Source organism: Pseudomonas sp. LRF_L74 (genome assembly GCF_965644255.1).
GTDB lineage: Bacteria > Pseudomonadota > Gammaproteobacteria > Pseudomonadales > Pseudomonadaceae > Aquipseudomonas.
In genome coordinates, this window is record NZ_CBFFRH010000002.1 from 123,789 (window position 1) to 146,443 (window position 22,655).

The 22,655-nt window shown below is 62.3% G+C and carries 22 protein-coding genes; 12 read left to right on the forward strand and 10 right to left on the reverse strand.

What is annotated here, in order from left to right; genetic code table 11:
- The first annotated feature begins 56 nt into the window (after positions 1-56).
- Positions 57-656: a malonic semialdehyde reductase gene (locus ACSZPK_RS05485; protein ID WP_437880995.1), complete on the forward strand. Its 600-nt coding sequence runs from the start codon at positions 57-59 to the stop codon at positions 654-656.
- A gap of 62 nt (positions 657-718) precedes the next feature.
- Positions 719-991 (forward strand): hypothetical protein, encoded by a 273-nt coding sequence (locus ACSZPK_RS05490; protein WP_437880409.1) that lies wholly within the window; start codon positions 719-721, stop codon positions 989-991.
- Positions 992-1,063: 72 nt separating this feature from the next.
- Here the strand turns inward: ACSZPK_RS05490 and ACSZPK_RS05495 are convergent, their stop codons facing one another.
- From ACSZPK_RS05495 to ACSZPK_RS05520, 6 genes are all read right to left on the reverse strand, one after another.
- Positions 1,064-1,897 (reverse strand): helix-turn-helix transcriptional regulator, encoded by an 834-nt coding sequence (locus ACSZPK_RS05495; RefSeq protein ID WP_437880410.1) that lies wholly within the window; start codon positions 1,895-1,897, stop codon positions 1,064-1,066.
- Positions 1,898-2,000: 103 nt separating this feature from the next.
- On the reverse strand, positions 2,001-2,351 hold the full coding sequence (locus ACSZPK_RS05500) for a hypothetical protein (protein ID WP_437880411.1): 351 nt from the start codon (positions 2,349-2,351) through the stop codon (positions 2,001-2,003).
- On the reverse strand, positions 2,323-2,874 hold the full coding sequence (locus ACSZPK_RS05505; RefSeq protein WP_437880412.1) for a VOC family protein: 552 nt from the start codon (positions 2,872-2,874) through the stop codon (positions 2,323-2,325). Before ACSZPK_RS05505 ends, ACSZPK_RS05500 begins: the two co-directional genes overlap by 29 nt.
- Before the next feature lie 47 nt (positions 2,875-2,921).
- The gene (locus ACSZPK_RS05510) at positions 2,922-3,899 is read right to left on the reverse strand and encodes a fumarylacetoacetate hydrolase family protein (protein ID WP_437880413.1); all 978 of its coding nucleotides are present in this window, start codon (positions 3,897-3,899) and stop codon (positions 2,922-2,924) included.
- Complete coding sequence (locus ACSZPK_RS05515; RefSeq protein WP_437880414.1) at positions 3,896-4,306, reverse strand: 5-carboxymethyl-2-hydroxymuconate isomerase; 411 nt, start codon at positions 4,304-4,306, stop codon at positions 3,896-3,898. Before ACSZPK_RS05515 ends, ACSZPK_RS05510 begins: the two co-directional genes overlap by 4 nt.
- 2 nt (positions 4,307-4,308) lie before the next feature.
- Positions 4,309-5,808, reverse strand: a complete 1,500-nt coding sequence (locus ACSZPK_RS05520; RefSeq protein WP_437880415.1) for an aldehyde dehydrogenase family protein — start codon at positions 5,806-5,808, stop codon at positions 4,309-4,311.
- Positions 5,809-6,018: 210 nt separating this feature from the next.
- Here ACSZPK_RS05520 and ACSZPK_RS05525 point away from each other — a divergent pair, with 210 nt between their 5' ends.
- From ACSZPK_RS05525 to ACSZPK_RS05560, 8 genes are all read left to right on the forward strand, one after another.
- A complete protein-coding gene (locus ACSZPK_RS05525; RefSeq protein WP_437880416.1) occupies positions 6,019-7,179 on the forward strand; it encodes an aromatic ring-hydroxylating oxygenase subunit alpha in 1,161 nt (386 codons plus the stop codon).
- Positions 7,180-7,215: 36 nt separating this feature from the next.
- The gene (locus ACSZPK_RS05530) at positions 7,216-8,259 is read left to right on the forward strand and encodes a Rieske 2Fe-2S domain-containing protein (RefSeq protein ID WP_437880417.1); all 1,044 of its coding nucleotides are present in this window, start codon (positions 7,216-7,218) and stop codon (positions 8,257-8,259) included.
- A gap of 17 nt (positions 8,260-8,276) precedes the next feature.
- Positions 8,277-9,299, forward strand: a complete 1,023-nt coding sequence (locus ACSZPK_RS05535) for a Rieske 2Fe-2S domain-containing protein (RefSeq protein ID WP_437880418.1) — start codon at positions 8,277-8,279, stop codon at positions 9,297-9,299.
- A 52-nt stretch (positions 9,300-9,351) separates the two neighbouring features.
- Positions 9,352-9,669 (forward strand): 2Fe-2S iron-sulfur cluster-binding protein, encoded by a 318-nt coding sequence (locus tag ACSZPK_RS05540; RefSeq protein WP_437880419.1) that lies wholly within the window; start codon positions 9,352-9,354, stop codon positions 9,667-9,669.
- Between the two features lie 36 nt (positions 9,670-9,705).
- On the forward strand, positions 9,706-10,929 hold the full coding sequence (locus ACSZPK_RS05545; protein WP_437880420.1) for an NAD(P)/FAD-dependent oxidoreductase: 1,224 nt from the start codon (positions 9,706-9,708) through the stop codon (positions 10,927-10,929).
- Positions 10,930-11,112: 183 nt separating this feature from the next.
- On the forward strand, positions 11,113-13,467 hold the full coding sequence (locus ACSZPK_RS05550; RefSeq protein WP_437880421.1) for an efflux RND transporter permease subunit: 2,355 nt from the start codon (positions 11,113-11,115) through the stop codon (positions 13,465-13,467).
- Between the two features lie 17 nt (positions 13,468-13,484).
- Entirely contained in the window at positions 13,485-14,486 is a 1,002-nt protein-coding gene (locus ACSZPK_RS05555; RefSeq protein WP_437880422.1) for a WD40/YVTN/BNR-like repeat-containing protein, read from the forward strand.
- A gap of 328 nt (positions 14,487-14,814) precedes the next feature.
- Complete coding sequence (locus tag ACSZPK_RS05560; RefSeq protein ID WP_437880423.1) at positions 14,815-16,248, forward strand: NAD(P)/FAD-dependent oxidoreductase; 1,434 nt, start codon at positions 14,815-14,817, stop codon at positions 16,246-16,248.
- A 694-nt stretch (positions 16,249-16,942) separates the two neighbouring features.
- Here the strand turns inward: ACSZPK_RS05560 and ACSZPK_RS05565 are convergent.
- Together ACSZPK_RS05565 and ACSZPK_RS05570 are read right to left on the reverse strand one after the other, a co-directional pair.
- Positions 16,943-17,326 carry a VOC family protein gene (locus tag ACSZPK_RS05565; RefSeq protein ID WP_437880424.1) on the reverse strand — a complete coding sequence of 128 codons (384 nt, stop codon included), beginning with the start codon at positions 17,324-17,326 and terminating at the stop codon, positions 16,943-16,945.
- 76 nt (positions 17,327-17,402) lie between these two features.
- Positions 17,403-18,515 carry an S-(hydroxymethyl)glutathione dehydrogenase/class III alcohol dehydrogenase gene (locus ACSZPK_RS05570; protein WP_437880425.1) on the reverse strand — a complete coding sequence of 371 codons (1,113 nt, stop codon included), beginning with the start codon at positions 18,513-18,515 and terminating at the stop codon, positions 17,403-17,405.
- 343 nt (positions 18,516-18,858) lie between these two features.
- On the opposite strand from ACSZPK_RS05570, the gene ACSZPK_RS05575 reads away from it, so the two are divergent.
- Both ACSZPK_RS05575 and ACSZPK_RS05580 read left to right on the forward strand, forming a co-directional pair.
- Complete coding sequence (locus ACSZPK_RS05575) at positions 18,859-19,422, forward strand: VOC family protein (protein WP_437880426.1); 564 nt, start codon at positions 18,859-18,861, stop codon at positions 19,420-19,422.
- On the forward strand, positions 19,415-20,536 hold the full coding sequence (locus tag ACSZPK_RS05580; protein WP_437880427.1) for an alpha/beta hydrolase: 1,122 nt from the start codon (positions 19,415-19,417) through the stop codon (positions 20,534-20,536). The genes ACSZPK_RS05575 and ACSZPK_RS05580 overlap by 8 nt, the downstream gene beginning before the upstream one ends.
- A gap of 59 nt (positions 20,537-20,595) precedes the next feature.
- Here ACSZPK_RS05580 and ACSZPK_RS05585 read toward each other — a convergent pair whose 3' ends face one another.
- Together ACSZPK_RS05585 and ACSZPK_RS05590 are read right to left on the reverse strand one after the other, a co-directional pair.
- The gene (locus ACSZPK_RS05585; protein ID WP_437880428.1) at positions 20,596-21,156 is read right to left on the reverse strand and encodes a hypothetical protein; all 561 of its coding nucleotides are present in this window, start codon (positions 21,154-21,156) and stop codon (positions 20,596-20,598) included.
- Positions 21,157-21,279: 123 nt separating this feature from the next.
- A complete protein-coding gene (locus ACSZPK_RS05590) occupies positions 21,280-22,653 on the reverse strand; it encodes a DUF1329 domain-containing protein (protein WP_437880429.1) in 1,374 nt (457 codons plus the stop codon).
- Between the last annotated feature and the right edge of the window lie 2 nt (positions 22,654-22,655).

Consider the following 22,655-nt stretch of genomic DNA (forward strand, 5'->3'; position numbering starts at 1 on the left):
AACCAGGCACAGTCGAGGGAGCTGCGATGAAGTCGATTCTGGACACCGTGGGTGAGCTGCACCTGGCCCTGGACACCCTGGGAGAGGCCGGGTTGGATCTGCTGTTTCGTAACGCCCGGACGCACAATGGCTGGCAGCCACGTGCGGTGAAGACAGAAACGCTCAGGAAGCTGTGGGAGTTGGTGCGCTTCGCACCCACCGCGGTGAACGGCATGCCCGGGCGCTTCATTTTCGTCATCAGCGATGAAGGCAAGCAGCGCCTGCTGCCGTGCCTGAGTCCTGGCAACGTGGAGAAGGTCATGTCCGCGCCGGTGACGGTGATCGTCGGTTATGACGTGGCCTTCTGGGAGTTGCTGCCCACTCTGTTTCCGCATGCCGATGCCGGGGCGATGTTCAGCGAGAACGCCGAACTGGCCGAGTTGACCGCTTTTCGCAACAGCAGCCTGCAGGGCGCCTGGCTGATGCTCGCCGCTCGTTCGCTCGGCCTCGACTGCGGGCCGATGTCCGGCTTCGACGGTGAGCATCTGGACCGGGTGTTTTTCGCCGAATCGACCATCCGCAGCAACTTTCTCTGCAACCTCGGTTATGGCGATCCCGGCAAGCTTTACCCACGCCTGCCTCGGCTGGCGTTCGCGGACGCCTGCGCCTTCGCCTGACCGACATCACCCTCAACGCCCGCGCCCGTCGCGGGCTTTTTCATTGCCAACGGAGAACTCGCATGGCACTGGTCTTTGGCCGTATCCGTATCACCCAACCCTTCGCGCATTGGCACAAGGCGTTCCTGGCCCACGCTCCGGCACGACTTGCCGGCGGCATCGAGGACGTTCTCTGTGCGCCAGTGATTGGTAGCCAGGAAGTCATCTACGTGGTGCGTACCGACAACCCGCGGCTGGTTCATGACATGAGTTGGAGCGAGGAAGCGCGCGGCATCATCGAGGCTTCAGGGCATGTGCTGGGCAGCGAGGTGTATACCGTTTGCGATGAGGTCTGACGCTGTCAGCGCATGTCATCCATTCGCGCCGGTTGCCGGCGCGATGGTCATTTTAGGGCGTGAGCGTCGCGCTCAGTTGATGGCCGAAGAACCGACACTGTCGAAGTAACGGGCGAACAACTCGTTCTGGCAGGAGATTCCCAGCTTGCTGTAGGCGCGCTTGCGATGGGTGGCGACGGTATTGATGGAGATGCCAAGCTTGAGGCTGATACCCAACGTGGTGTAGCCCAGCGCGATGGATGCGCAGATTTCCGCTTCACGCTGGGTCAGTGAGCCGGGCGCCTTGAGCAGCGAGGCACGCAGCTCATGGAACATGCGTTCGCGCCGCTCCGGGCTCAGGGTCGCAGGTTCGGGCGTGCGGCCCGCCATGTTCTCGCGCATCTGCATGATCTGCGCGTGCTTGCTCAAGGTCTGTGCCAGCAGGCCGCTGAGCTGTTGGATCTGCAGGGCGTCTTCGCTGACGAAGTCGTTCTGGTTTTCCCCGCGATAGAAGCTGAAGTAGAGCGTCTGCTGATTGACCGTGGTGATCATTGCCAGCTCCTGGCGCACCAGCGCTTCGTCGTAGAAGCGGCGCCGGTAGCCCAGGTCGCGGATGTGCGATGGTGTAACGCAGCGCACGATCGGCGAGTTCGATGGCGGTGCGCAGACCTGCTGGGTGCCGACGTTAGGATCACGGCGGTAGGCGCCTTCGGTGTATTCCTGGGCCAACTGGCGGGCCACCTCGCGAGAGTGGCTATGACGAGCTTCGGCGACCAGGCATTGAGGTGTGCCGTGCTGATCGAAGCTGAATACCGTGCAGTGATCGACCTGCAGCAGTTCATGACAGAAGTTGTAGAAGTCGAGTTCGAAGCCGTTGTTGCCAATGCTGCCAATGAGGTTGGCCATCTGTTCCATAGGGGCAATCATGTACGAATCCTCGGCAGGTCACGGTGTGTGGATTTGTTATTGTTTTTTCTCTGCGGCCGCATCTTCGGCTGATGTGGCTGGCCGACGTATTAGTCTGTTTGACTCAGCAGGATTTGAGCCAACTCGAGGGCTGCCGGGGTGGTGCTTTGAAAAAGCCTGACTGAGCTGGGAAACGGCAATTTTTCCAGAGGTTTCTCTGATTTATCTGGACTTTAATAGTGGATATTTCTGGTTTTTTAACCACATAAATCCATATTTTTTCACGATATTCATGACCTTTATGCATCAAACTGGGGCTGTAGGTAACAGCCTTGTCTACCGCGGTGCAGGTGGCGATTTCGGTAACATGTTCACGTTTTTTCGAGCCCAAAAAAAACCGCCGAAACGCATGCGCGCCGGCGGCAAACCAAGGTTGCAGCAAGTGATCAGGTACGGTTGTAACCGTGAGCAGCACCGAACAGTTTTTCCCGTTCCGACCAGTTATGCCTTTCGTCCCAGTGATTCAGGATGTCCATGGCTTCGCGCTCGAACATGGCATCCATTTCCGGGGTGGCGGTGTGTACGCCGAGTTCGAGGCGGTGACCGGAGGGGTCGAAGAAATAGATCGACTGCAGGAAGTCGTCGTGGTTGACCGGGCCCAATACGTCAATGCCCATGGATTCGAGATGGGCCTTGGCCTTGAGCTGGGTTTCCTCGTCCTTGACCTTGAAGGCGAAGTGCTGGACCCAGCCTGGGGTTTGCGGATCGCGTCCGGATGCGGCACCCGCGTCCTGCGGTAATTCGAAGAAGGCGATGCAACTGCCGTCTTCCATCTGGAAGAAAATGTGGATGTGAGGGCTGTAGGCCCCGGTCGACGGCACATGGTCTTCCCCCATGGCGTGGATGAATTTCAAACCCAGGGCCTTGGTGTAGAACTCGACGGTTTCCTTGGCATCCTTGCAACGAAAGGCAGCGTGATGAAGTCGTTGGCATAGCATGGGATCATCTCCTTGAGGGGCGATTGTTATAGGTAAAAGGGTGCGTGTCAGAGACGCTCGACCACCTGGTCGATGGCGCCGAAGACGGAGTTGCCGGCCCGATCGAAATGCTCGATGCGCACGCGCTCGCCGAACTTGAGCAGTGGCGTGCTTGGCTTGCCGCTGGCGATGGTTTCCATGGCGCGGAATTCACCGATGCAACCGGCGCCGACACGTTCGTCTTCGTTGGATACGGTGCCCAGACCCACCAGGGTGCCGGGTTCGAATGCACGGGTGCGGGCGACGTGAGCGATCATGTGGCCGTAATGGAAGGGCGTATCGATGCCGGTTTCGATGTCACCGAACAAGTCGCCCCTGACCCAGCATTTCATTTTTCCGGACACCAGCTTTCCATCCCACAGCTCGCCGAGTTCATCCGGCGTGATGGCGATGGGGCCGAGACTCGAGGCGGGCTTGCCGGTGAGAAAGCCGAAGGTGCGCTTGAGTTCTGCGGGAATCAGCGCACGCAAGGACACATCGTTGAGCAGGACGAACAGACGCACGTATTCGGTGGCCTGCTCGGCGGACACGCCCAGCGGCACGTCGCCGGTGACGGCGGCGATCTCGGCCTCGAAATCGATGCCCAGTTCATCGTCGGGCAGGCGAATGGGGTCGTTCCACGCCATGAAACCGTGGGAAATGCCCTGATAGACCAGCGGCGCGTCGAGAATGTCGTCAGGCAGGCTGTCGCCACGTGCGGCGCGATTGCGGCGAATGTGACTGAGGTAGCAGGCGCCGTCCAGATACTGGTAGCTGCGCGGCAGTGGCGCGGCCAGGCCATCCAGTTCGAGGGTGAAGGCGCCGGCAGCCTGGCCTGCGTTGAGCGCATCGTAGAGCGCGTGCAACTGGCCCTGTACCCGGTCCCAGTTGTCCAATGCGTCTTGCATCGTCGGGGCAATCGTCCCGGCTTCGACGGCATGGCTCAGGTCGCGGCTGACGACCAGAAGAACGCCGTCGCGTCCGGATTTTCGTGAAGCAAGTTTCATGGGTGCTCTCCGTTGGCCACGCGGGCAGGTTCGAAACGTGTATGCAGGTTGTTCTGGTTGAATAACAGCTCGGGCGTGAGCAGGCCCACGTGCATCGACAGGGCAAGGAAACGGCGCGCCTGCAGCGGCTGCAGATGGTCCTTGACCGTCTCGAACAGCGCCTTGCCGACCTGTTCGCAGAGTGCTCGCGGGCGCGCTGCGCTGAGCAGCAGTTCGATATGCACGCCGGCGTCATCGGCCAGGCCATCGGCGAAGCGAAAGGTCTCGATCCGCCGTGCCCGGCTGCGAATGCCGCCGGTGGGGAACAACTGCATGTCGATCAGTTGGCGATGGACCTTGGCGAACAGCACATCCAGGTCCAGCTCGTCCTCCAGGTTGGCGCTGTAGTCGACGATGAAGTGCGGCATGCTCAGGACACTCGTACCAGCACGGTTTTGCTGTCCAGGTAGCCATCCAGGCTTTCACGGCCAAGATCGCGTCCATAGCCCGACTGCTTGGTGCCGCCTTCCGGCAGCGCTGGATGGGGAAAGCCCTCGGTATTCACCGAGACCTTGCCGCATTTCAGGCGCGGCACCAGTTGGTGCACACGACTGAGGTTGCTGCTCCATATGCAGGCGGCCAGGCCATAGGCGTTGTCGTTGGCCAGTGCGGCGGCGTGGTCGAGGTCGTCGAAAGGCAGCACGGCGAGCACCGGGCCGAATATTTCCTCCTGGACCAGCGCGTCGCTCTGGTCGACGCCCGCCAGTACCGCGGGCGCGACGAAGTAGCCATCCGTTTGCGGCGAATGGCGTTGGGTCAGCAGGCTCGCGCCGCTTTCACGGGCACGCTGGACGTAGCCTTCGACACGTTCTTGCTGACGGGCGTTGATCAGCGGGCCGAGCTGGCTGCTGGGGTCGAGCCCGGCACCCAGCACCAGGCTGTCGGCGTGCCTGGCGACGCCTGCGGCAACCTGCTCGAACACACTGCGCTGCACATACAGCCTGGCGCCGGCGACGCAGATCTGACCGGAGTTGGTAAAGATTGCATTGGCCGCGCCGAGGATCGCCTGCTCCAGATTGGCATCGTCGAAGATGATGGTGGGCGACTTGCCGCCCAGTTCCAGGGTCACCTTCTTCAGGCTGTCGGTCGCGAGGTGGCTGATGTGCTTGCCGGTCGCGGTCGAGCCGGTGAAGGAAATCTTGCTCACCAACGGATGGGTGACCAGTGCTTCGCCGGCTTCGCGGCCGCGTCCGGTGACGATATTGACCACGCCCGGCGGGAAGCCGGCCTGGATGATCAGGTCGGCGAGGGCGAGGGTGGTCAGCGATGCGTCCTCGGCGGGCTTTAGGACCACGGTGCAGCCTGCGGCCAACGCAGGCGCCAGTTTCCAGATGGCCATCATCAAAGGTACGTTCCAGGGCACGATAGCGGCGACCACGCCGACGGCCTCACGGGTGGTGTAGGCGAAGAACTGGCTACCTGGAAAGGGCATCTTGACGTCGACGGTGTCGCCAACGATTTTCGATGCCCAGCCAGCCATGTAGCGCAGTACACCGGCTGCGCCACCCACGTTGATACCGGCAAACCCGCGTGGCATGCCGTTGTCGACGCATTCCAGGTCGGCGAGCAGGCTGGCATTCTGCTCGATCAGGTCGGCCAGGCGCAGCATCAGGCGCTCGCGGTCGGCGGCGGACAGGGCGCTCCAGCTCGGGTGCTGGAATGCCGCATGAGCAGCATGCACTGCGGCATCTATATCAGTGGCGTTGCCTGCGCCGATCGTGGCGATTGCCTGCGCCGATGAGGGGTCGATTACCGCCAGGTCGCCACTGGCGCGAAGCCATTCTCCATTGATCAGGTGGCCGTGCTGGCGGTCGAGGAATTTTCGCGCTGCTTGTCCCAGGCGGGTGTAGTCGTTGCTTGCAATGGCCATAACGCTGCTCCAGGGCCCAGTGTCGGGCGTTGAACCTGAAGCCATGCTAGGTGCGGGTGGGCGAGCCACCGATACCCGCCAAGGGTGACGGTGGCAGGTTGCATCGGGCTGTCACCCTAGGCGGGTATCGGTAGGTGGCGGGCAACTGGGTATCGTCTGGGCATGAATCGTGATTGTCGTAGCCAAGCTTTCATTCAGACCGGAGATGCCATGTCCACCAGCACTCAGCACAATGACCTGGGTTTGCCCGACGAGCAGATCGCAGCCGTACGCCTGCCATTGGAAAAGGCCTCGGTGCTGCCGCCGGCCGCTTACCATGACGAGACCATCTTCAAGCTCGAGCGTGAGCGTATCTTTGCCCGTAGCTGGATGCCCGTCTGCCATGTCAGCCAGATCGCCGAACCCGGCAGCTATATGACGCGCAACCTGGTGGGCGAATCGGTGCTCGCCATGCATGGTCGCGACGGTGTGATCCGGGTCATGTCCAATGTCTGCCGGCATCGCAATACCACGTTGGCCAGCGGCTCCGGCAGTTGCAAGGGCAACCGCATGAGTTGCCCCTACCATGGCTGGACCTATGGCCTGGACGGCAAGCTGCTGGCTGCGCCGTTCATGGATCAGGTCGACGACTTCGAGCGTCGCGCGGTGCATCTTCCGGTATTCCGCTCGGAAGTCTGGCATGGCTTCCTGTTCGTCAATTTCGACGAAAACGCGACACCACTGATGGCCCAGATCGAAGGCCTGGAGCCTGCGATCGCGCCTTACCGCTTCGAAGACATGGAAGTGGTGGAGCTGCGTCGCAGAACGATGCCATGGAACTGGAAGATCTCCCTGGAGAATTTCAGTGAGGCTTACCACCAGCCATGGGTTCATCCGGACACTGCCGATCATGAATTCCCTGCGGCCATGGCCCGATATGCCGATGTCAGTGGCCCCTATGGTCTGTTCAACCTTTACCAGAAGAACCTGTTGCCGGTGCCGACCTTCTTCAAGCCGGTAGAAGGGTTGCCTGAGGAGATGCTGAGCTGCGTCACCGTGTTCAACGTTTATCCCTACCTGCATGCGTTGACCGATGCGGCCACGCCGCTGTGGCTGGACTTCAACATCAAGAATGCTACCGAGCATGAGCTGGTCTGGAACGTGCTGCTACCCAAGGGAACGCTGGCCAGCCCGACCCTGCAAGAGGAGCTGGACAAGTTGTGGGGGTTCTTCGAACCCATCCTCGGCGAGGACATCGGCGTCTGCACGGGGGTGGGCGAGGCGGTGAGCTCGCGCTTCATCACGCCGGGGCGCTATTCGCACATGGAGAAGACCATCCACCAGTTCCACAACTGGTGGCTGGACCTGATGCTGGAGCCTGCCGCCCGCTGAGCGGCCAGGCGTGATTCGCCGACGAGAGTGAATGCCATGAATCAAGCAACCTTTCTACGTAACGCCTGGTACATGTTCGCCTGGAGCGACGAGGTACTGGCGGCGCCATTCGCCCGCACCATCCTGGGCGAGCCGGTGGTGGTCTACCGCAACAGCGCCGAGGCCGGTGACCTGACCGCCCTGATGGATCGCTGTCCACACCGTTTCGCGCCACTGTCCAAGGGGCAATTGGTGAACGGCAACATCGAGTGCCCCTACCACGGCCTGCAATTCAACGGCGCTGGCAAATGCGTGCATAACATCTTCAGTTCGGCGGTGCCGGCCGCAGCCAAGGTCAAGACCTATCCGATCCAGGAAGTCGACCAGGCGTTGTGGATCTGGATGGGTGACCCGGCGCTGGCCGATGTCGCGACCATTCCGCTGATCGATTATCACCATGCGCGCGATAGCCGCTGGGTCAGCGGCCTTACCACGGCCAAGGCGGACTATCGTCTGCTCAGTGACAACCTGATGGACCTGTCCCACACCACCCTGATCCATCCAGGGCTGGGCGGGCGTGACTACATGCCCAAGGTGCGCTCCTGGGAGCAGCCCAATGGCGATGTGGTGGCGTCGTTCACCACCGAGAACATGAACAATTTCTTCGGTGAAGAGGTGATCCCGGCGCCGTTCGTGCGTCATTGCGACACCATCCGCTGGAGCCCGCCGAGTACCCATTACCTGGCGAGCCAGACCAGTCACGTCGGCAGTGAGGAGGCCGTGGTGTCGATCTATTCGGCACACATCCTGACCCCGGAAACACCGACCTCCACCCACTATTTCTGGAGTTCGACGGTGCCCGACGGATTCCCCGAGGAGGTCATCCGCGAAACCCTGATCCAGGCCTTCGACCGTGAAGACAAACCCATGGTGGAAGCCGTGCAGGTACGCATGGGCGATGCCGAGCTCTGGGATCTCAATCCGGTGCTTCTGCCTTCCGATGTGGGCGGTGTGCGCATGCGCCGCAAACTGGAAGCGTTGCTCAAGGCCGAACATGCCCAGGCCAATGCCTGCGCTGTCGAATCCGCCACCTCTAGCTGAATCCTGGAAGACCGGTCATGTTCATTCCCTTGCTAAACAAACCCGTAGACACCTTGCGCCCGGCCGGCTCGGCGATTTCACCGAGCGACTGGAGCATATTGTCCAACCACTGGTACCCGGTGGCGATTGCCCGCGAACTGCTCGATGCACCGCTGGCCGTGACGTTGCTGGATGTCGATCTGGTGTTGTTTCGCGGTACGGACGGCTCGGCGAGTGCCGCCATCGACGCCTGTCCGCATCGCCACGTCCGCCTGAGTATCGGCAAAGTGGTCGACGGCCAGATCGTCTGTCCGTTCCATGGCCTGCACTTCAATCAGGACGGCCGTTGCACCTACGTGCCGGCTCTTGGACCGCGTAACAATCTGCCGCCTTCGTACAAGGTGCGCACCTTCGAAGTTCGCGAGCGCTACGGTCTGCTGTGGACCTGTATCGGTGAGCAGCCGCTTGAGGATGTGCCTCTGCTGCCGCTGATCGCCAAGGTTCCGGCTGACGAGCTGGATTACCTGGCTCCGGAGATCTGGCCGGTGTCGGCCGCGCGTCAGGTAGAGAATTTCATCGACATCGCGCACTTGCCCTACGTGCATGCGGCGACCTTGGGCGGGGACCAAGCCGCTCCGATCAAACCCGGGCGCATCGAGCAGCAGCCCGATGGCGTGTTGATGCGCGCCAACTATGTGGAAACCAACCATGGCATACGCCATTGCGCCTACACCTACCGGGTGGTGCTGCCGTTCGCCATCGAGTTCAAGGTAGAGGTCGAGGGTGACGCCGACTTCATGCTCGAGTCGTGCGACCTGCCCAGCCCGATCAGCGCCCACCAGTGCAAGGTCTTCCAGATCCTGCGCTACGGCGGCAGCCGCGAAGAGCGGGCGGCGATGTGCGGTGGCCTGGCCATGGTCAATCGCGAAGACATGGTTGTGCTCGGCGCCATGCGCATTCCGGACCTGCCGCTCGACCAACACCATGAGATCCATCTGCCCGTGGACAACATCAGCAATGCCTACCGGGGTCGACTGCGTGACCTTGGGTTGGGTCGATAACCAATAAGAACAGGTTCTAAGCAAGATCAGCCAATCGTTGAGTGGAGCAGTCATGGCCAAATTGATACTGACAACCCGTGATGGAACCGTAGCGCCCATCGAGGCGGAGCCCGGCCTTACGGTGATGGAAATCATCCGTGACAGCGGCGTGGATGAAATGCTGGCGATATGTGGTGGGTGCTGTTCCTGTGCCACTTGCCATGTCTACGTCGCCCCCGAGTTCGCCGCGCGCATGCCGGCCGTGGGCGATGACGAGAACGATCTGCTGGACAGTTCGGACTACCGCCAGGAGCACTCGCGCCTGGCCTGCCAATTGGCATTCAGCGCCGACCTGGACGGGCTGCAAGTGACCTTGGCCCCCGAGGGCTGACAGGGCTGGCGCTGGATCAACCGCAAGGAAATGACTATGAAAACGTTCGACGTGCTGATCGTGGGAGCAGGGCATGCGGGTGCCCAGGCGGCCATCGCCCTGCGCCAACAGAAATTCACCGGCACTATCGCCATCGTCGGCGAAGAGCCCGAGCTGCCCTATGAGCGGCCGCCGCTGTCCAAGGAGTACCTGTCCGGCGACAAGACGTTCGAGCGCCTGTTGATACGCCCGGCGGCCTTCTGGGCCGAGCGCGAGGTGGAAATGCTGCTCGGTCAGCGGGTGGTGTACGTCGATGCCGAACAGCACCGGTTGGGAACCGCCGACGGCAGCGTCATCGGGTATGGCGCGTTGATCTGGGCCGGCGGGGGGCATGCTCGGCGCATCCCGTGTGTGGGCAGCGAGTTGTCAGGCGTGCACACGGTACGTTCGCGCGCCGATGTCGAGCGCATGCTGGCTGAGTTGCCCGGTGTCGATCAGGTGGTGGTCATCGGGGGCGGCTACATCGGCCTGGAGGCGGCTGCCGTGCTGATCAAGTTCGGCAAGCAAGTCACCGTGCTCGAAGCCCAGGACCGTGTGCTGGCGCGTGTCGCCGGGGAGCCACTGTCACGCTTCTATGAGGCCGAGCATCGTGCCCATGGCGTGGATGTACGCCTGAACGCCAGGCTGGAATGCCTGGAGGGCGAGCAGGGCCAGGTCAGCGGTGTGCGTTTGGCCGATGGCGAAGTGTTGGCGGCGCAGATGGTCATCGTCGGCATCGGCATCGTCCCGGCCGTGGAGCCGCTGCTGGCTGCGGGGGCGCAGGGCGGTAATGGCGTTGAAGTGGACGAAGTGGGGCGCACCAGCCTGGCGGATGTCTACGCCATTGGTGACTGCGCCTTGCACCGCAATGGTTTCGCCGAAGGTGCGGCGATTCGCCTGGAGTCGGTGCAGAACGCCAACGACATGGCCATGACCGTGGCCAAGTCACTGCTCGGCCAGCACGAGCCCTACCAGGCGGTGCCCTGGTTCTGGTCGAACCAGTACGACCTGCGCTTGCAGACCGTTGGCCTGTCCATTGGTCATGACCAGGTGGTGGTGCGTGGCGACCCGGCGCAGCGCAGCTTTTCCGTGATCTACCTGCGGCAAGGGCAGGTCATCGCGCTGGATTGCGTCAACGCTGCCAAGGACTACGTACAAGGGCGTGCCCTGGTCGTGGGTGGTACCCGCGCGGAGCCTGTAGCGCTGGCTGACGCCTCGATTCCTCTGAAAACGCTGGCCTGACGCCAGGCCGATGATAAAAAGCCCGCTCGACAGCCATCGAGCGGGCTTTTTGGCGTTCTCGCCAGGCGCCAGGCGTCACTTTCTGCGGGTATGGGAAAGGTGCTGGTCCTGGCCCACGATGGCCTCGACCAGCCCCGTCATTCCGTAGAGCGCTGGCACGCTTGAGAGGACCGCCCTGTGTTGATGCGTAGCGTTGCATGGCTCGAAACGTTGTTCTTTGCACATCGCCGATCAACCCTGGGGTTGATGCTGCTGTTCACCTTGATCATGGGCTGGTACGCCCTGCAGCTGCGCATGGATGCAGGCTTCGAGAAACAGTTGCCGATTGGTCACGAGTACGTGGAAACCTTCCAGCAGTATCGTGACGAATTGCCGGGCGCCAACCGCCTGACCGTGGTGCTGCGTGCGCGTCAGGGCGAAATCTGGAGCGTCGATGGCCTGCGTCGCCTGTATGACCTGACCCAGGCGGTGCAGGCATTGCCCAGCCTCGACCGGGTAGGGGTGCAATCGCTGTGGACGCCGAACAGTTTCGTCAGCGAAATCACCGAAGAAGGGTTCCGTGCCGAGCCGCTGATCGACGGCACGGTATCGCCGCAAGCGCTCGATCCTGCTGCGGTCAAAGTGATTCGCGAGGCTGCCACCCGTGGCGGTTTCATCGGCACCCTGGTGGCGCGCGACCACAGCAGCGCAATGGTCACGGCCGACCTCTACGAGTTCGACCAGAACGGCGGCAAACTCGACTACGTGGCCTACAACCACTTGCTCGAGGAAAAACTGCGCAAGGCGTTCGAGGACAAGGACTACGAGATCCAGATCATCGGCTTTGCCAAGCAGGTCGGCGACATCGCTGACGGCGCCTCGAATGTCCTGGTGTTCTGTGTCATCGCCCTGTTGCTGACCTTGGCTGCGGTCTATTGGTATTGCCACTCGGTCAGCTTCACTTTGCTGCCGATCCTGTGTTCGCTGACGTCCTTGGTATGGCAGTTCGGCGCATTGCGCCTGCTGGGCTTCGGCCTCGATCCTCTGGGTGTGCTGGTGCCGTTCCTGGTCTTCGCCATCGGCGTGTCCCATGGGGTGCAGCAGATCAACTTCATCGTGCGCGAGCTGTCCTTGGGTGCCACCGCCGATCAGGCGGCACGGCGCAGCTTCAGTGGCTTGCTGGTGCCCGGTTCGCTGGCCCTGGTCACTGCGTTCGTGTCGTTCATCACCCTGTTGATGATTCCGATCCCGATGGTCAGGGAACTGGCGATCACCGCGTCCATCGGCGTGGGCTTCAAGATCGTCACCAACCTGGTGATGCTGCCAGTCATGGCGTCGTTCTTCAGCCCTTCGCCGCGTTATGCGCAGCAGGCCATGGCGCGCCGTGAGCAGCGCTCCAACTGGTTGCGTGGCCTTGCCCGCATTGCCCGGCCGCGTAATGCCTGGAGTGTGTTCGGGCTGACGCTGGTGGTGCTGGTGTTGGCGGTATTCAACAGCCGTGACCGAGTGGTCGGCACGCTCGAGGCTGGCGCGCCGGAACTGCGCCCGGAAGCCCGCTTCAATCGTGATGCGCAAGCCATCTCGCAGCATTACGACATCGGTCTGGACTGGTTGAGCGTGGTCTTCGAGGCGCCCGTCGACAGTTGCGCGCGAGCGCCCATCGGCGCCTTCGAGGATCTGTTCGTACGGCGCATGCGCGATGTTCCCGGCGTGCTTTCCGTCGCCTCGTTCTCGACCCAGTTGAGGGCCTTCAATGAAGGCTACAACGAGGGGTATCCGGCGATGAACGTGGTGCCGCTGGACAGCGATAACTACGCCGCGCTGGGGGCTGATGTGGCCCGGGTACGCGGTTTCGTCAACAAGGACTGCAGCATGTCGGCGGTCCACCTGTACCTGGCCGATCACAAGGCCGAGACGATCGGCCGGGTCATCTCGCAGGTCAAGCGCTTTCGCGCCGACAATCACCTGGACGGCATCAAGGTCCGGCTGGCGGCAGGCAATGCCGGGGTGCTGGCGGCCACCGACGAGGAACTGGAACACAGTGAGTTGCCGATGATGCTTTATGTCTACGGTGCCATCGTGATCCTGGTCCTGCTTGCCTACCGCGACTGGCGAGCGGTGCTTGCCTGCTGCCTGCCGCTGACGGTGGGCACGTTCATCGGCTACTGGTTCATGAAAGAACTCAATATCGGCCTGACCGTGGCGACCCTGCCGGTGATGGTGCTGGCGGTAGGCATCGGTGTCGATTACGCCTTCTACATCTACAACCGCCTGCAGGCTCACCTGGCCAAGGGCATGGCCATGGCCGAGGCATTGGAGAAGTCGCTGCTCGAAGTCGGCGTGGCGACCATTTTCACCGCCATCACCCTGGCCATCGGCGTGGCCACCTGGTCGTTCTCCGAACTCAAGTTCCAGGCCGACATGGGCAAGCTGCTGGCATTCATGTTCCTGGTCAACCTGGTGATGGCGATGACGGCGCTGCCTGCGCTCGCCGTGGTGCTGCATCGCGTGTTTCCCCGCAAGACCCTGGTGCGTGCCAGCGGTCTGTTCGCTCACTAAGTGCCGATGGAGTGCGTATGCGTCCTTTGATTACCCGTGGCATTCGTCGCGCCCTGGCCAGCGCGCTGTTCACCGGCCTGTTCCTGGTTGGTGCGGTGCATGCCGAGGTCGATGCGAAGCTCGCCGACCTGCTGTTGCAACCCGCCTTGCACCAGCAACAGCCCGATAACTCGATGATCCTGGCGGCCAGCCTGGCGGGCACGCGCATCGTCGCCCTCGGCGAGCAGGGTACGGTGTTGCTGTCCGACGACAATGGGCAAAGCTTTCGCCAGGCGTCCGCCGTGCCGGTGCGGGCGCAGCTCAACAACCTGTATTTCGTCGACGATCAGGTGGGCTGGGCGGTCGGGCATGCCGGGCTGATCCTGCGTACCGACGATGCGGGTGAACATTGGGTGGTACAGCGTCAGGACCTGCAGGCCGACCGGCCGCTGTTCAGCGTGCGCTTCATCAATCGTAATGAGGGCTGGGCGGTCGGCCTGTGGTCGCTGATGGTGCATACCCGCGACGGCGGGCGCACCTGGGAAAACGTCGAGCTGCCGCCGCTGCCCGACGGTGGCCGTGCTGACCTCAACCTCTTCAGCCTGTTCGTCGGGCCTCAGGGAAGCCTGTTCATCGCCGCTGAGCGAGGCATGGTGCTGCGTTCGAGGGATGCCGGCAAGAGCTGGAGTTACCTGGAAACCGGCTACCAGGGCAGCCTGTGGAGCGGTGTTGCTACCGATGATGGCAGCTTGCTGGTGGGCGGCTTGCGCGGCGCGCTCTATCGCTCAAGTGATGATGGTGAGAGCTGGTCGTCGATCCGCTTGGCGCAGAGCAGTTCTATCGTCTCGCTGGTCAGCCGTGGCCAGCAGGTCTACGCCGTCGGCCTCGACGGCTTGCAATTGATCAGCGTTGACCGAGGCAACAATTTCAAGGTCAAGCGTTACGCCTCTGCACCGGCCATGACGGCCATCGTTCCGGCGGTTTCCGGGGCATGGGTCGGATTCGCCAAGTCGGGAGTGGTAACGGATGTTGCGCGCTAGCAGGTGTTGTCGTTTTTCCAAGTAATTGAAAAATTTGAGGCATAAATCTTATTCGACATGTGTGGCTGGCGGCTTTGAGGCAATTGCGGACATTCGTTATTCCTCCGTCATTCCCGCGAAGGCGGGAATCCAGAAGATTCGACGCAGTTGGATTCCCGCCTTCGCGGGAATGACGGTGAACGTAAGCGTTCGTTCCTGCCTCAATGCAGCCATTCAAAACTGAAACGGGAACAGACCCTGGCGATGCTCGGAGGGGGTCACGCTTTCCCGACTTTACGACTCTCAAGGGGGACCGCTGCATATGATTCTGTCCAGGCAAAGACTTCTGATGGGGGCCGGCGTTGGCGCCGCCGCAGTAGCGGGGGGCAGCCTGCTGGGGCCAGTTGGAGCAGGTATCGGCGCGGCGCTGGCCGCGGGAGGTAGTCTGCTGGCGCCGATGCTCGGGCGTGGCGGGGTGTTGACCGATACCGCGTCGCGAGCCTTGCGCATTGCCACCGACAGCGAACTGCCGACGCAGGCCGACGTAGTTGTCGTCGGTGCGGGCGTCATCGGCGTCTGCAGTGCGCTGTACCTGGCCGAGCGCGGTTTCTCCGTGGTGATCTGCGAAAAGGGCGTGGTCGCTGGCGAGCAATCCAGCCGGGCGTTCGGTTGGGTTACCAACCACGGTGTCGCCGATGAAATCCAGGGGCTGGCGGTGCGCAGCAAGACACTTTGGCATGGCATGGACCGATGGCTGGACGATGACACGGGCTTTCGTGCCAACGGTTATTTGCAGCTGTGCAGCTCCGACGAAGAAATTGGCGCCGCCGAGGCCTGGATCGAATCCTTGCGTGGGCGGATCGACAGCCAGGCGAAGATCATCTCCGGCGCGGAGCTGGCAACCCATGCCGCTGGCAGCACGTCCGCCTGGAAAGCCGCCTTGTACCAGGCGGACGACGGTGGCATCGAGTCAGCCACCACGGCGTCGGTCCTGGCCCGTGCGGCCCGCAAGCGCGGTGTGAAAATCGTCGAGTCCTGCGCGGTACGTGGGATCGAAACCGAGGCGGGCCGGGTCAGTGCGGTGGTGACCGAGCGAGGCGTGGTCACCACCTTGAACCTGCTGGTCGCCGGTGGCGCCTGGTCGCGACTGTTGTTGGGTAGCCTGGATGTGGAACTGCCGCTGCTGGCCGCCTACCTTTCGCAACAACGCACCACGCCGGTGGCCGGCCCGGCCGGCTGTGGTTTCGGTGGGCCGGCCGCCTGGCGGCGGGAACTCGACGGTTCCTATTCCCTGGGCGCTCCGGTGCTGGGTGCCCCGGTGACGCCTGACAGCTTTCGCCTGATCGGTAAATTCCTGCCCACCATGCGCGCGATGCGTGAGATGGGTGAGGAAATGAACCTTGCATTGACCAGCGACTTCTTCCGCGCCTTGCGAGTGCCCAAGCGCTGGGCGCTGGACCGCGTGTCACCGTTCGAAAGAGCCCGGGTGCTGGCACCCACGCCGGACCATGGCTTGCTCGACAAGGCGTTGGCGTCCATGGCCGAGGAGTTCCCGGTATTCCGCGAGGCCAGGGTAGCTGAGCGCTGGGGCGGCATAATCAACGTGGCGCCGGACTTCAACCCCATCGTCGATACGCTGCCAACGTTGCCGGGGGCGGTAGTGGCCTCTGGCTTTGCCTTCGGCATGACATTGGCACCGGCAGTGGGTGAACTGGTCGCCGATATCATCAGTGGCAGCGAGCCCAAGGTGGATCGCGCACCGCTCAAGCTCTCGCGTTTCTGAGTATTCGCTTGCCATCCGCTGCACGTCGCTGACCGCGATGTGTTGCAGAGGGCAAGCGCTCGCAGCAACGGTGCACATCATTGCGCGCAATACTCATACCTCGCTCAGGGGCTGTTGACGTTTCAAGTTCAGATGACTGCAACGAGGCAGGAGGGACGTTCGTCATTCCCGCGAAGGCGGGACAGCGGCTCCATCGCTGAACAGCGCTTGCGCTGGCCTGAAGGGGAATAACCCAGAAGTGCTTTTGGGCTCCCGCCTGCGCGGGAGTGACGGCAAATGATCTTGACCGTCTGCTGCTGCCTCAAATCTGTCTGAGTCCGTAGGGTGGACAACGCTCCTTTTGTCCACCATTGGCGGTGCAGGGCGGTGGACACGCTTCGCGTTGTCCACTCTACGAACGCTCGGCCCCACTCAATCGTCATTCCCGCGAAGGCGGGACAGCGGCTCCATCGCTGGACAGCGCTTGCGCTGGCCTGAAGGGGAATAATCCAGAAGCGCTTTTTTGGGCTCCCGCCTTCGCGGGAGCGACGGCAAATAATCTCAAACGTCCGCTCCTGCCTCATAGCTGCCCCCGGCATAGAAGAGTCCAATACGTCCAAAAAATCAGCCTGACCATGCGCGTTAAAAAAATACGCCACGCACTTTAGGTGCGTGGCGTATCGGTGTTATCCGGGAGCGAAGAGACGCCCTGGGTTCACGCTGGCTCGAAGCAGTACACGGCGAGTTTGTTGCCATCCAGGTCGCGTACGTACGCCGCATAGGCGTGAGGCGCCCAGCCACGCGGGCCGGGTTGGCCTTCATCCTTGGCACCCAGTTCCAGGGCCACTTTGTGGAAGGCATCGATGGCCTTGCGGCTTGGCGCCTTGAAGCTGACCGTGACGCCGTTGCCGACGGTGGCAGGGGAGCCGTTGGCAGGCTTGAGGACGAAGAACGACGGTGCATCGATGCCCCAGATGGAGCCATTGTCGTCCAGGTCGGCGATGCGCTTGAGCTGCAGTTCGGCCAATACGCTGTCGTAGAAGGCACGGGCCTTGCTCAGGTCATTGGTGCCGACGGTTACGTGGGTGAAGACGGACATTGGGTTTTCCTTGGCTTAAGGAGGCGGGCAGGGCCCAGGTGTGCCGGGTGGCAGGCAGGCTGCCACCCGGCGGTTTTCAGAAATGGATGACGGTGCGGATGCTCTGGCCGTGGTGCATCAGTTCGAAGGCTTCGTTGATGCTTTCCAGTTCCATGGTGTGGGTGATGAAGGTCTCCAGCGGGATCTCGCCACGCTGGGCCTTGTCGACGTAGCTCGGCAGCTCGGTGCGCCCCTTGACGCCACCGAAGGCGCTGCCGCGCCACACGCGGCCGGTCACCAGCTGGAAGGGGCGGGTGTTGATTTCCGCTCCGGCGGGCGCAACGCCGATGATGGTCGACTCGCCCCAGCCCTTGTGGCAGCACTCGAGCGCTGCGCGCATCAAATGGACGTTGCCGATGCATTCGAAGCTGTAGTCGACGCCGCCATCGGTCAACTCGACGATGACCTCCTGGACCGGCTTGTCGTATTCCTTCGGGTTGATGAAGTCAGTCGCGCCCAGGCGTTGGGCGACTTCGAACTTGGCCGGGTTGATGTCGATGGCGATGATGCGCGAGGCCTTGGCCATCTTCGCGCCGATGATCGCTGCCAGGCCGATGCCACCCAGGCCGAAGACCGCCACGCTGGCGCCTTCTTCGACCTTGGCGGTGTTGAGTACCGCGCCAATACCAGTGGTCACGCCGCAGCCGAGCAGGCAGACCTGCTCCAGCGGTGCATCCTGGGGAATCTTGGCCAGGGAGATTTCCGGCAGCACGGTGTACTCGGAAAAGGTCGAGCAGCCCATGTAGTGGTAGACCGGCTGGCCGTTGTAGCTGAAACGGGTGGTGCCGTCGGGCATCAGGCCCTTGCCCTGGGTGGCACGGACTTTCTGGCACAGATTGGTCTTGCCGGAGAGGCAGAATTTGCACTCGCGGCATTCGGCGGTGTACAGCGGGATCACATGGTCGCCCACCTGCAACGAGGTGACGCCTTCACCCACCGCCTGCACGATGCCACCGCCTTCATGGCCCAGGATGCAGGGGAATACGCCTTCGCTGTCCTGCCCGGACAGGGTATAGGCATCGGTATGGCAGACGCCGCTGGCGACGATGCGCACCAGCACTTCGCCCGCGCGGGGCGGGGCGACGTCCACTTCGACTATCTGCAATGGCTGGTTGGGGGCGAATGCCACCGCGGCGCGTGATTTGATCATGGCCTGGTCCTTCTTCGAACGATCCGGTTGATGGAAGAGCCTGTGGGCTCGCGAGGCGTCGTCGCTGTCGGCTTGTGTCGATGCGATATCGCGTACCTGGGGTTGCCTGAAAACCTGAAACGGTTCGGGTGTGACGACTATGGAAGGCCGGGCACGGCTTTGCCCATACCCTCGGCGAGTGACTGGCCTTGTCCCATCAGGGGATTCGCAGGGCGATGGTCATCGTTCACGGGTATGGCCGTGAGTCGCGTGCATGCTCAGTATCAGCGGGTCGATTTCCGATCATCGCCCGGATTGCGCTGGCCACGCGCCGCGAACTTCGGCTCTGGCAAGAGGATGAGTCATGCAACCAAACGATCCGTCGCTGGATAACCAACGGCTTGTCATCCAGGGGCTGCACCACTTCGCCTGGCGCTGCCGGGACAGTGAAAAGACACGTCGTTTCTGGGAAGACACGCTGGGCCTGCCATTGGTGCATGTGATCAAGAGCGATGTGGTGCCCAGTACCGGTGAGCATTGCCCCTATGTGCACATTTTCTTCCGCATGGCCGACGGATCGTTCATCGCCTTCTTCGACCTCGGTGACGACGTGGCCGCCTTGCCCTCACCGAACACGCCGTCCTGGGTCAACCATATCGCCTTGCGCGTCGACAGCCTGGATGACTTGCTCGCCTTGCGTGCCCGCGTCGAGGCGGCAGGCCATGACGTGATTGGCGTGACCGATCATCACATCATCCAGTCGATCTATTTCTTCGACCCCAATGGCATTCGCGTGGAGATCACTACGCCGACGGTCAGCCAGGCACGGATGGACGATCACGCCGCCAGCGCTCATGCGCTGTTGGCGGAATGGACGGAGCTGCGGGCTCGTCTCAAGTGCGAAGTGGAGGCCAGCCGATATGTCTGAGTTGAAACTGGCGGTCATCGACGTCAAGCCAGGAACCGCGCTGGAAAGCCAGTCCGGCCTGCAGATGCTGCGTCCACGCATCTATGGCGCATTCATGGAGCCGGCCGGCAAGAAAAAGGTCGCGGCGATCGTCATGCACCCGACCAGCAATTTCATGGGCCATTACCTGATCGACAAACTCGCCGCCCAGGGCATCTGCTGCATGGGCCTGAACTCCCGCTACATGGGCAATGACACCCTGCTCTTGATGGAGCGCGTCATCCAGGACCTCGGCGCCGGGGTCAAGTACCTGCGTGAGCGGGGTTACGAGAAGGTCGTGCTGATCGGCAACTCTGGCGGCGCCGCACTGGCGGCGTTCTATCAGGCTCAGGCCGAGCAACTGACCGCGCACCATTTCATCGATGGTGACCCGACCCACTTGCACCCGCGGGACCTGCCGCCGGTCGATGGCATTGCCCTCGCGGCCGCGCATCTGGGACGCTCGCGCCTGCTGGCCGACTGGATCGATCCGGCCGTCACCGACGAGCTCGACCCGTTATCGCTCGATCCAGACCTGGACATGTATGACGTGCGGCATCAGGGGCGTTATTCGCCGGCGTTCATTGCGGCGTTCCGTTCGGCCCAGAGACAACGCATCAAACGTATCGAGCAGTGGGCGATCGAACGCCTGCGGCTGCTGCGCCGGACCGAGGGCGCCCCCCGTGACCAGGTCTTCGTGGTCCACCGTACCCATGCCGACCCGCGTTGCGTCGACCTTTCCCTGGATTGCAACGACCGCTTGCCGGGCAGCGTCTGGGGCGATGCGCGTGCGGTCAATTATTCGGCCAATGCCATGGGCCGTGTGACATCGCTGACGGCATTCCTGTCGCAGTGGTCGTCGTTGTCCCAGGCCGATGGTCCTACCAATCTCGCGCGGACCACCGTACCCAAGCTGCTGCTGACCTATACCGCCGACCAGTCGACGTTCCCCAGTACCCGCGATGCCTGGCTCAAGGCCGGTGGCAGCACGATCCACAACAAGAACATCGTGGGTGGCAACCATTACCTGGCAGGGCAGCCCGAGCGGGTATTGGAAGCGGCTGCGCTGATCGCCGATTGGGCGCACTCATTGTAAGAGCGCTGCCCTCGATGAAGACCGCGCGGTGATTTGCCTCGTTGTGCGGCCTTATCGGATCAAGCGCAGGCCGCGCCGCTGAGGAACGTCTTGACGACGAGACCCGGCAGATCCTCCGCAGCGATGCTGGCGCTGTTGAGCGTGCCGGTAGCGGCCGAGAGCAGGCCGTCGTAGGCATGCACCAGCCAACTGGCAGGCAAGTCGTCGCGCAGTACGCCGGCATGTTGGCCCTGCTCGAAAAAACCTTGCATGGTCTGTCGATAGCTGTGCAGCTCGACGTCGCTGGAGGAGTGCAGCGAGGGACCGGCTGCCTTGCCCCAGGTGTCCGCTGCCCAGAAGCCATAGAGCTGGGCGTCGGCGAGAAAGTCCTGGGTCAGTTCAAGCAAGCGTGTATCGAACGACCGGCCAGGCTCGTCGAGCTTGTGCAGAGCGGCGCGGTTGGCGGCAACGGCACATTCACGCAGTTTCTCCAGCAGCGCCTCGCGCGATGGCGCCAGGCGATAGAGCGTGCGGCGGCTGACGCCGACACTGTCGGCGAGCTTCTGGTAGGACAGGCCGGGGTCGAACGCCAGCGCCGCCGCAATGGCCCGCAGCACACGCATTTCTTTGGTTTCGGTCATGGCTTCTGGTCCTGCTGTCGGCTTCAGGGGCGTCACCTTACGGGGCTGTCTGGGATTGGGAAAGTACAGGAGAGCAACGAAAAAGCCCGTGGATGTCCACGGGCTGACAGAGGCGTTGTGTGATCAGCGTTCGCTGATCGACCTGAGGTTGTCTTGCGTGTAGAAGCTGCTGCGGAAACGGGTCTTGTCGCTTTCCAGGAACCACTCGATACCCTTCTTCGACGGATTGCCGGCGACGATGAAGTCAGCGATGTAGCGGCCGTTCTCCAGATCGTACTGGGCATAGGGAATGGAGGCGCAGGCACCTTCGACTTCCCATACCGGCATGGGGTAGGACTCGCGAACTTTCCACAATTTGCCCTGGGCATCGTAGTCATCCGCGACCAGCGCCAGGTAGGTGTCGCTGTCCAGGTAGAACGTACGTTTCGGCGTCGAGTGGCGTACACCTTGCCTTACCGTCGCCTCGACCACATAGACCTTGTGCAGCTCGTAGCGGCGTACTGCCGGACTCACCGATTTGGGCGTCACCACGTCGCTTTGCTTGAGGTCCTGGTCGTACATGCCGAAAGCATTGTAGGGAACCAGGATGTTCTTCTCGCCGACCATCTTCCAGTCGAAACGGTCAGGATTGCCGTTGAAGGTGAAGGAGGCGTCGATCATGATCTGGTTTTCATACCCGAGCATGGGCGCGTCGTAGGCGTAGGTGGGCATCCTGCGGACCCGGCGCTGGCCGGGGAAGTACATGAAGGTCTCCTGGTCGGCGTCGAACATCGATTTCTGGATCATCGCCTGGCCTGCCATCGCGGGTGGCTCGCTCAGTTGCACGAAACCATTCAGGTAGTTACCACCGCCCTCGCTGGGGGAGTGCTGGCCTTTGGCGTTGAGAGGCATGAACAGCGTGGTCTGCGCCGCAGTGTCGATGAAGCCGCTCGACCCTGGCCGAGGCGAGACCACTGTGCGCACCACCGAGTCCATGCCCACGCCGCTGTAGCGCATCAGGTGGTTCCAGATCGCCTCCAGGCCGGAGCTGGTGCCCGGGAACGGAATGCCGGGCAGGGTGCCCGAGGCGATGCCATTGCCGCTGGCGGTCAGCTTGGCGCTGCCGACGTTCTGCCGGGTGTTCTCGACGACGAAGTCCGGGTAGCTGCAGGTGCGGTGGGTTGGATAGACCACCATCTTGTACTCCGGGTTGACCTTGAACAGTGCCAGTTGCCCGGGGGTCAACTGCTCGGCGTGCTGGGCGGCGTTGCTCGCGTCGATGGTGAACAGCGGTTTTTCATCATGGTATTTCCAGAAGGCGGTACGGCTCTTTTCGATACTCCAGCCGGGCAGTGGTTGGTCACGGCCTTCGAAGGCTGGAATCGGGCCGTCGGCTGCCATGGGGCTACCTGCCGCTGTCAGGGTTTTGCCGATCTCCGCCGGTACTATGTTCGCCGCGGCGAGCGGGCCGCTGCCCAGGGCCATGACGATACCGCCGATGAGAAGACGATGGTTCATCT

What these genes read in the sequence shown, in the direction of transcription:
- ACSZPK_RS05490 (WP_437880409.1), top strand. Translation starts at nt 719, where the DNA reads ATGGCACTGGTCTTTGGCCGTATCCGTATCACCCAACCCTTCGCGCAT.
- ACSZPK_RS05495 (WP_437880410.1), bottom strand. Translation starts at nt 1,897, where the DNA reads ATGATTGCCCCTATGGAACAGATGGCCAACCTCATTGGCAGCATTGGC.
- ACSZPK_RS05505 (WP_437880412.1), bottom strand. Translation starts at nt 2,874, where the DNA reads ATGCTATGCCAACGACTTCATCACGCTGCCTTTCGTTGCAAGGATGCC.
- ACSZPK_RS05510 (WP_437880413.1), bottom strand. Translation starts at nt 3,899, where the DNA reads ATGAAACTTGCTTCACGAAAATCCGGACGCGACGGCGTTCTTCTGGTC.
- ACSZPK_RS05515 (WP_437880414.1), bottom strand. Translation starts at nt 4,306, where the DNA reads ATGCCGCACTTCATCGTCGACTACAGCGCCAACCTGGAGGACGAGCTG.
- ACSZPK_RS05520 (WP_437880415.1), bottom strand. Translation starts at nt 5,808, where the DNA reads ATGGCCATTGCAAGCAACGACTACACCCGCCTGGGACAAGCAGCGCGA.
- ACSZPK_RS05525 (WP_437880416.1), top strand. Translation starts at nt 6,019, where the DNA reads ATGTCCACCAGCACTCAGCACAATGACCTGGGTTTGCCCGACGAGCAG.
- ACSZPK_RS05530 (WP_437880417.1), top strand. Translation starts at nt 7,216, where the DNA reads ATGAATCAAGCAACCTTTCTACGTAACGCCTGGTACATGTTCGCCTGG.
- ACSZPK_RS05535 (WP_437880418.1), top strand. Translation starts at nt 8,277, where the DNA reads ATGTTCATTCCCTTGCTAAACAAACCCGTAGACACCTTGCGCCCGGCC.
- ACSZPK_RS05540 (WP_437880419.1), top strand. Translation starts at nt 9,352, where the DNA reads ATGGCCAAATTGATACTGACAACCCGTGATGGAACCGTAGCGCCCATC.
- ACSZPK_RS05545 (WP_437880420.1), top strand. Translation starts at nt 9,706, where the DNA reads ATGAAAACGTTCGACGTGCTGATCGTGGGAGCAGGGCATGCGGGTGCC.
- ACSZPK_RS05550 (WP_437880421.1), top strand. Translation starts at nt 11,113, where the DNA reads ATGCGTAGCGTTGCATGGCTCGAAACGTTGTTCTTTGCACATCGCCGA.
- ACSZPK_RS05555 (WP_437880422.1), top strand. Translation starts at nt 13,485, where the DNA reads ATGCGTCCTTTGATTACCCGTGGCATTCGTCGCGCCCTGGCCAGCGCG.
- ACSZPK_RS05560 (WP_437880423.1), top strand. Translation starts at nt 14,815, where the DNA reads ATGGGGGCCGGCGTTGGCGCCGCCGCAGTAGCGGGGGGCAGCCTGCTG.
- ACSZPK_RS05565 (WP_437880424.1), bottom strand. Translation starts at nt 17,326, where the DNA reads ATGTCCGTCTTCACCCACGTAACCGTCGGCACCAATGACCTGAGCAAG.
- ACSZPK_RS05570 (WP_437880425.1), bottom strand. Translation starts at nt 18,515, where the DNA reads ATGATCAAATCACGCGCCGCGGTGGCATTCGCCCCCAACCAGCCATTG.
- ACSZPK_RS05575 (WP_437880426.1), top strand. Translation starts at nt 18,859, where the DNA reads ATGCAACCAAACGATCCGTCGCTGGATAACCAACGGCTTGTCATCCAG.
- ACSZPK_RS05580 (WP_437880427.1), top strand. Translation starts at nt 19,415, where the DNA reads ATGTCTGAGTTGAAACTGGCGGTCATCGACGTCAAGCCAGGAACCGCG.
- ACSZPK_RS05585 (WP_437880428.1), bottom strand. Translation starts at nt 21,156, where the DNA reads ATGACCGAAACCAAAGAAATGCGTGTGCTGCGGGCCATTGCGGCGGCG.
- ACSZPK_RS05590 (WP_437880429.1), bottom strand. Translation starts at nt 22,653, where the DNA reads ATGAACCATCGTCTTCTCATCGGCGGTATCGTCATGGCCCTGGGCAGC.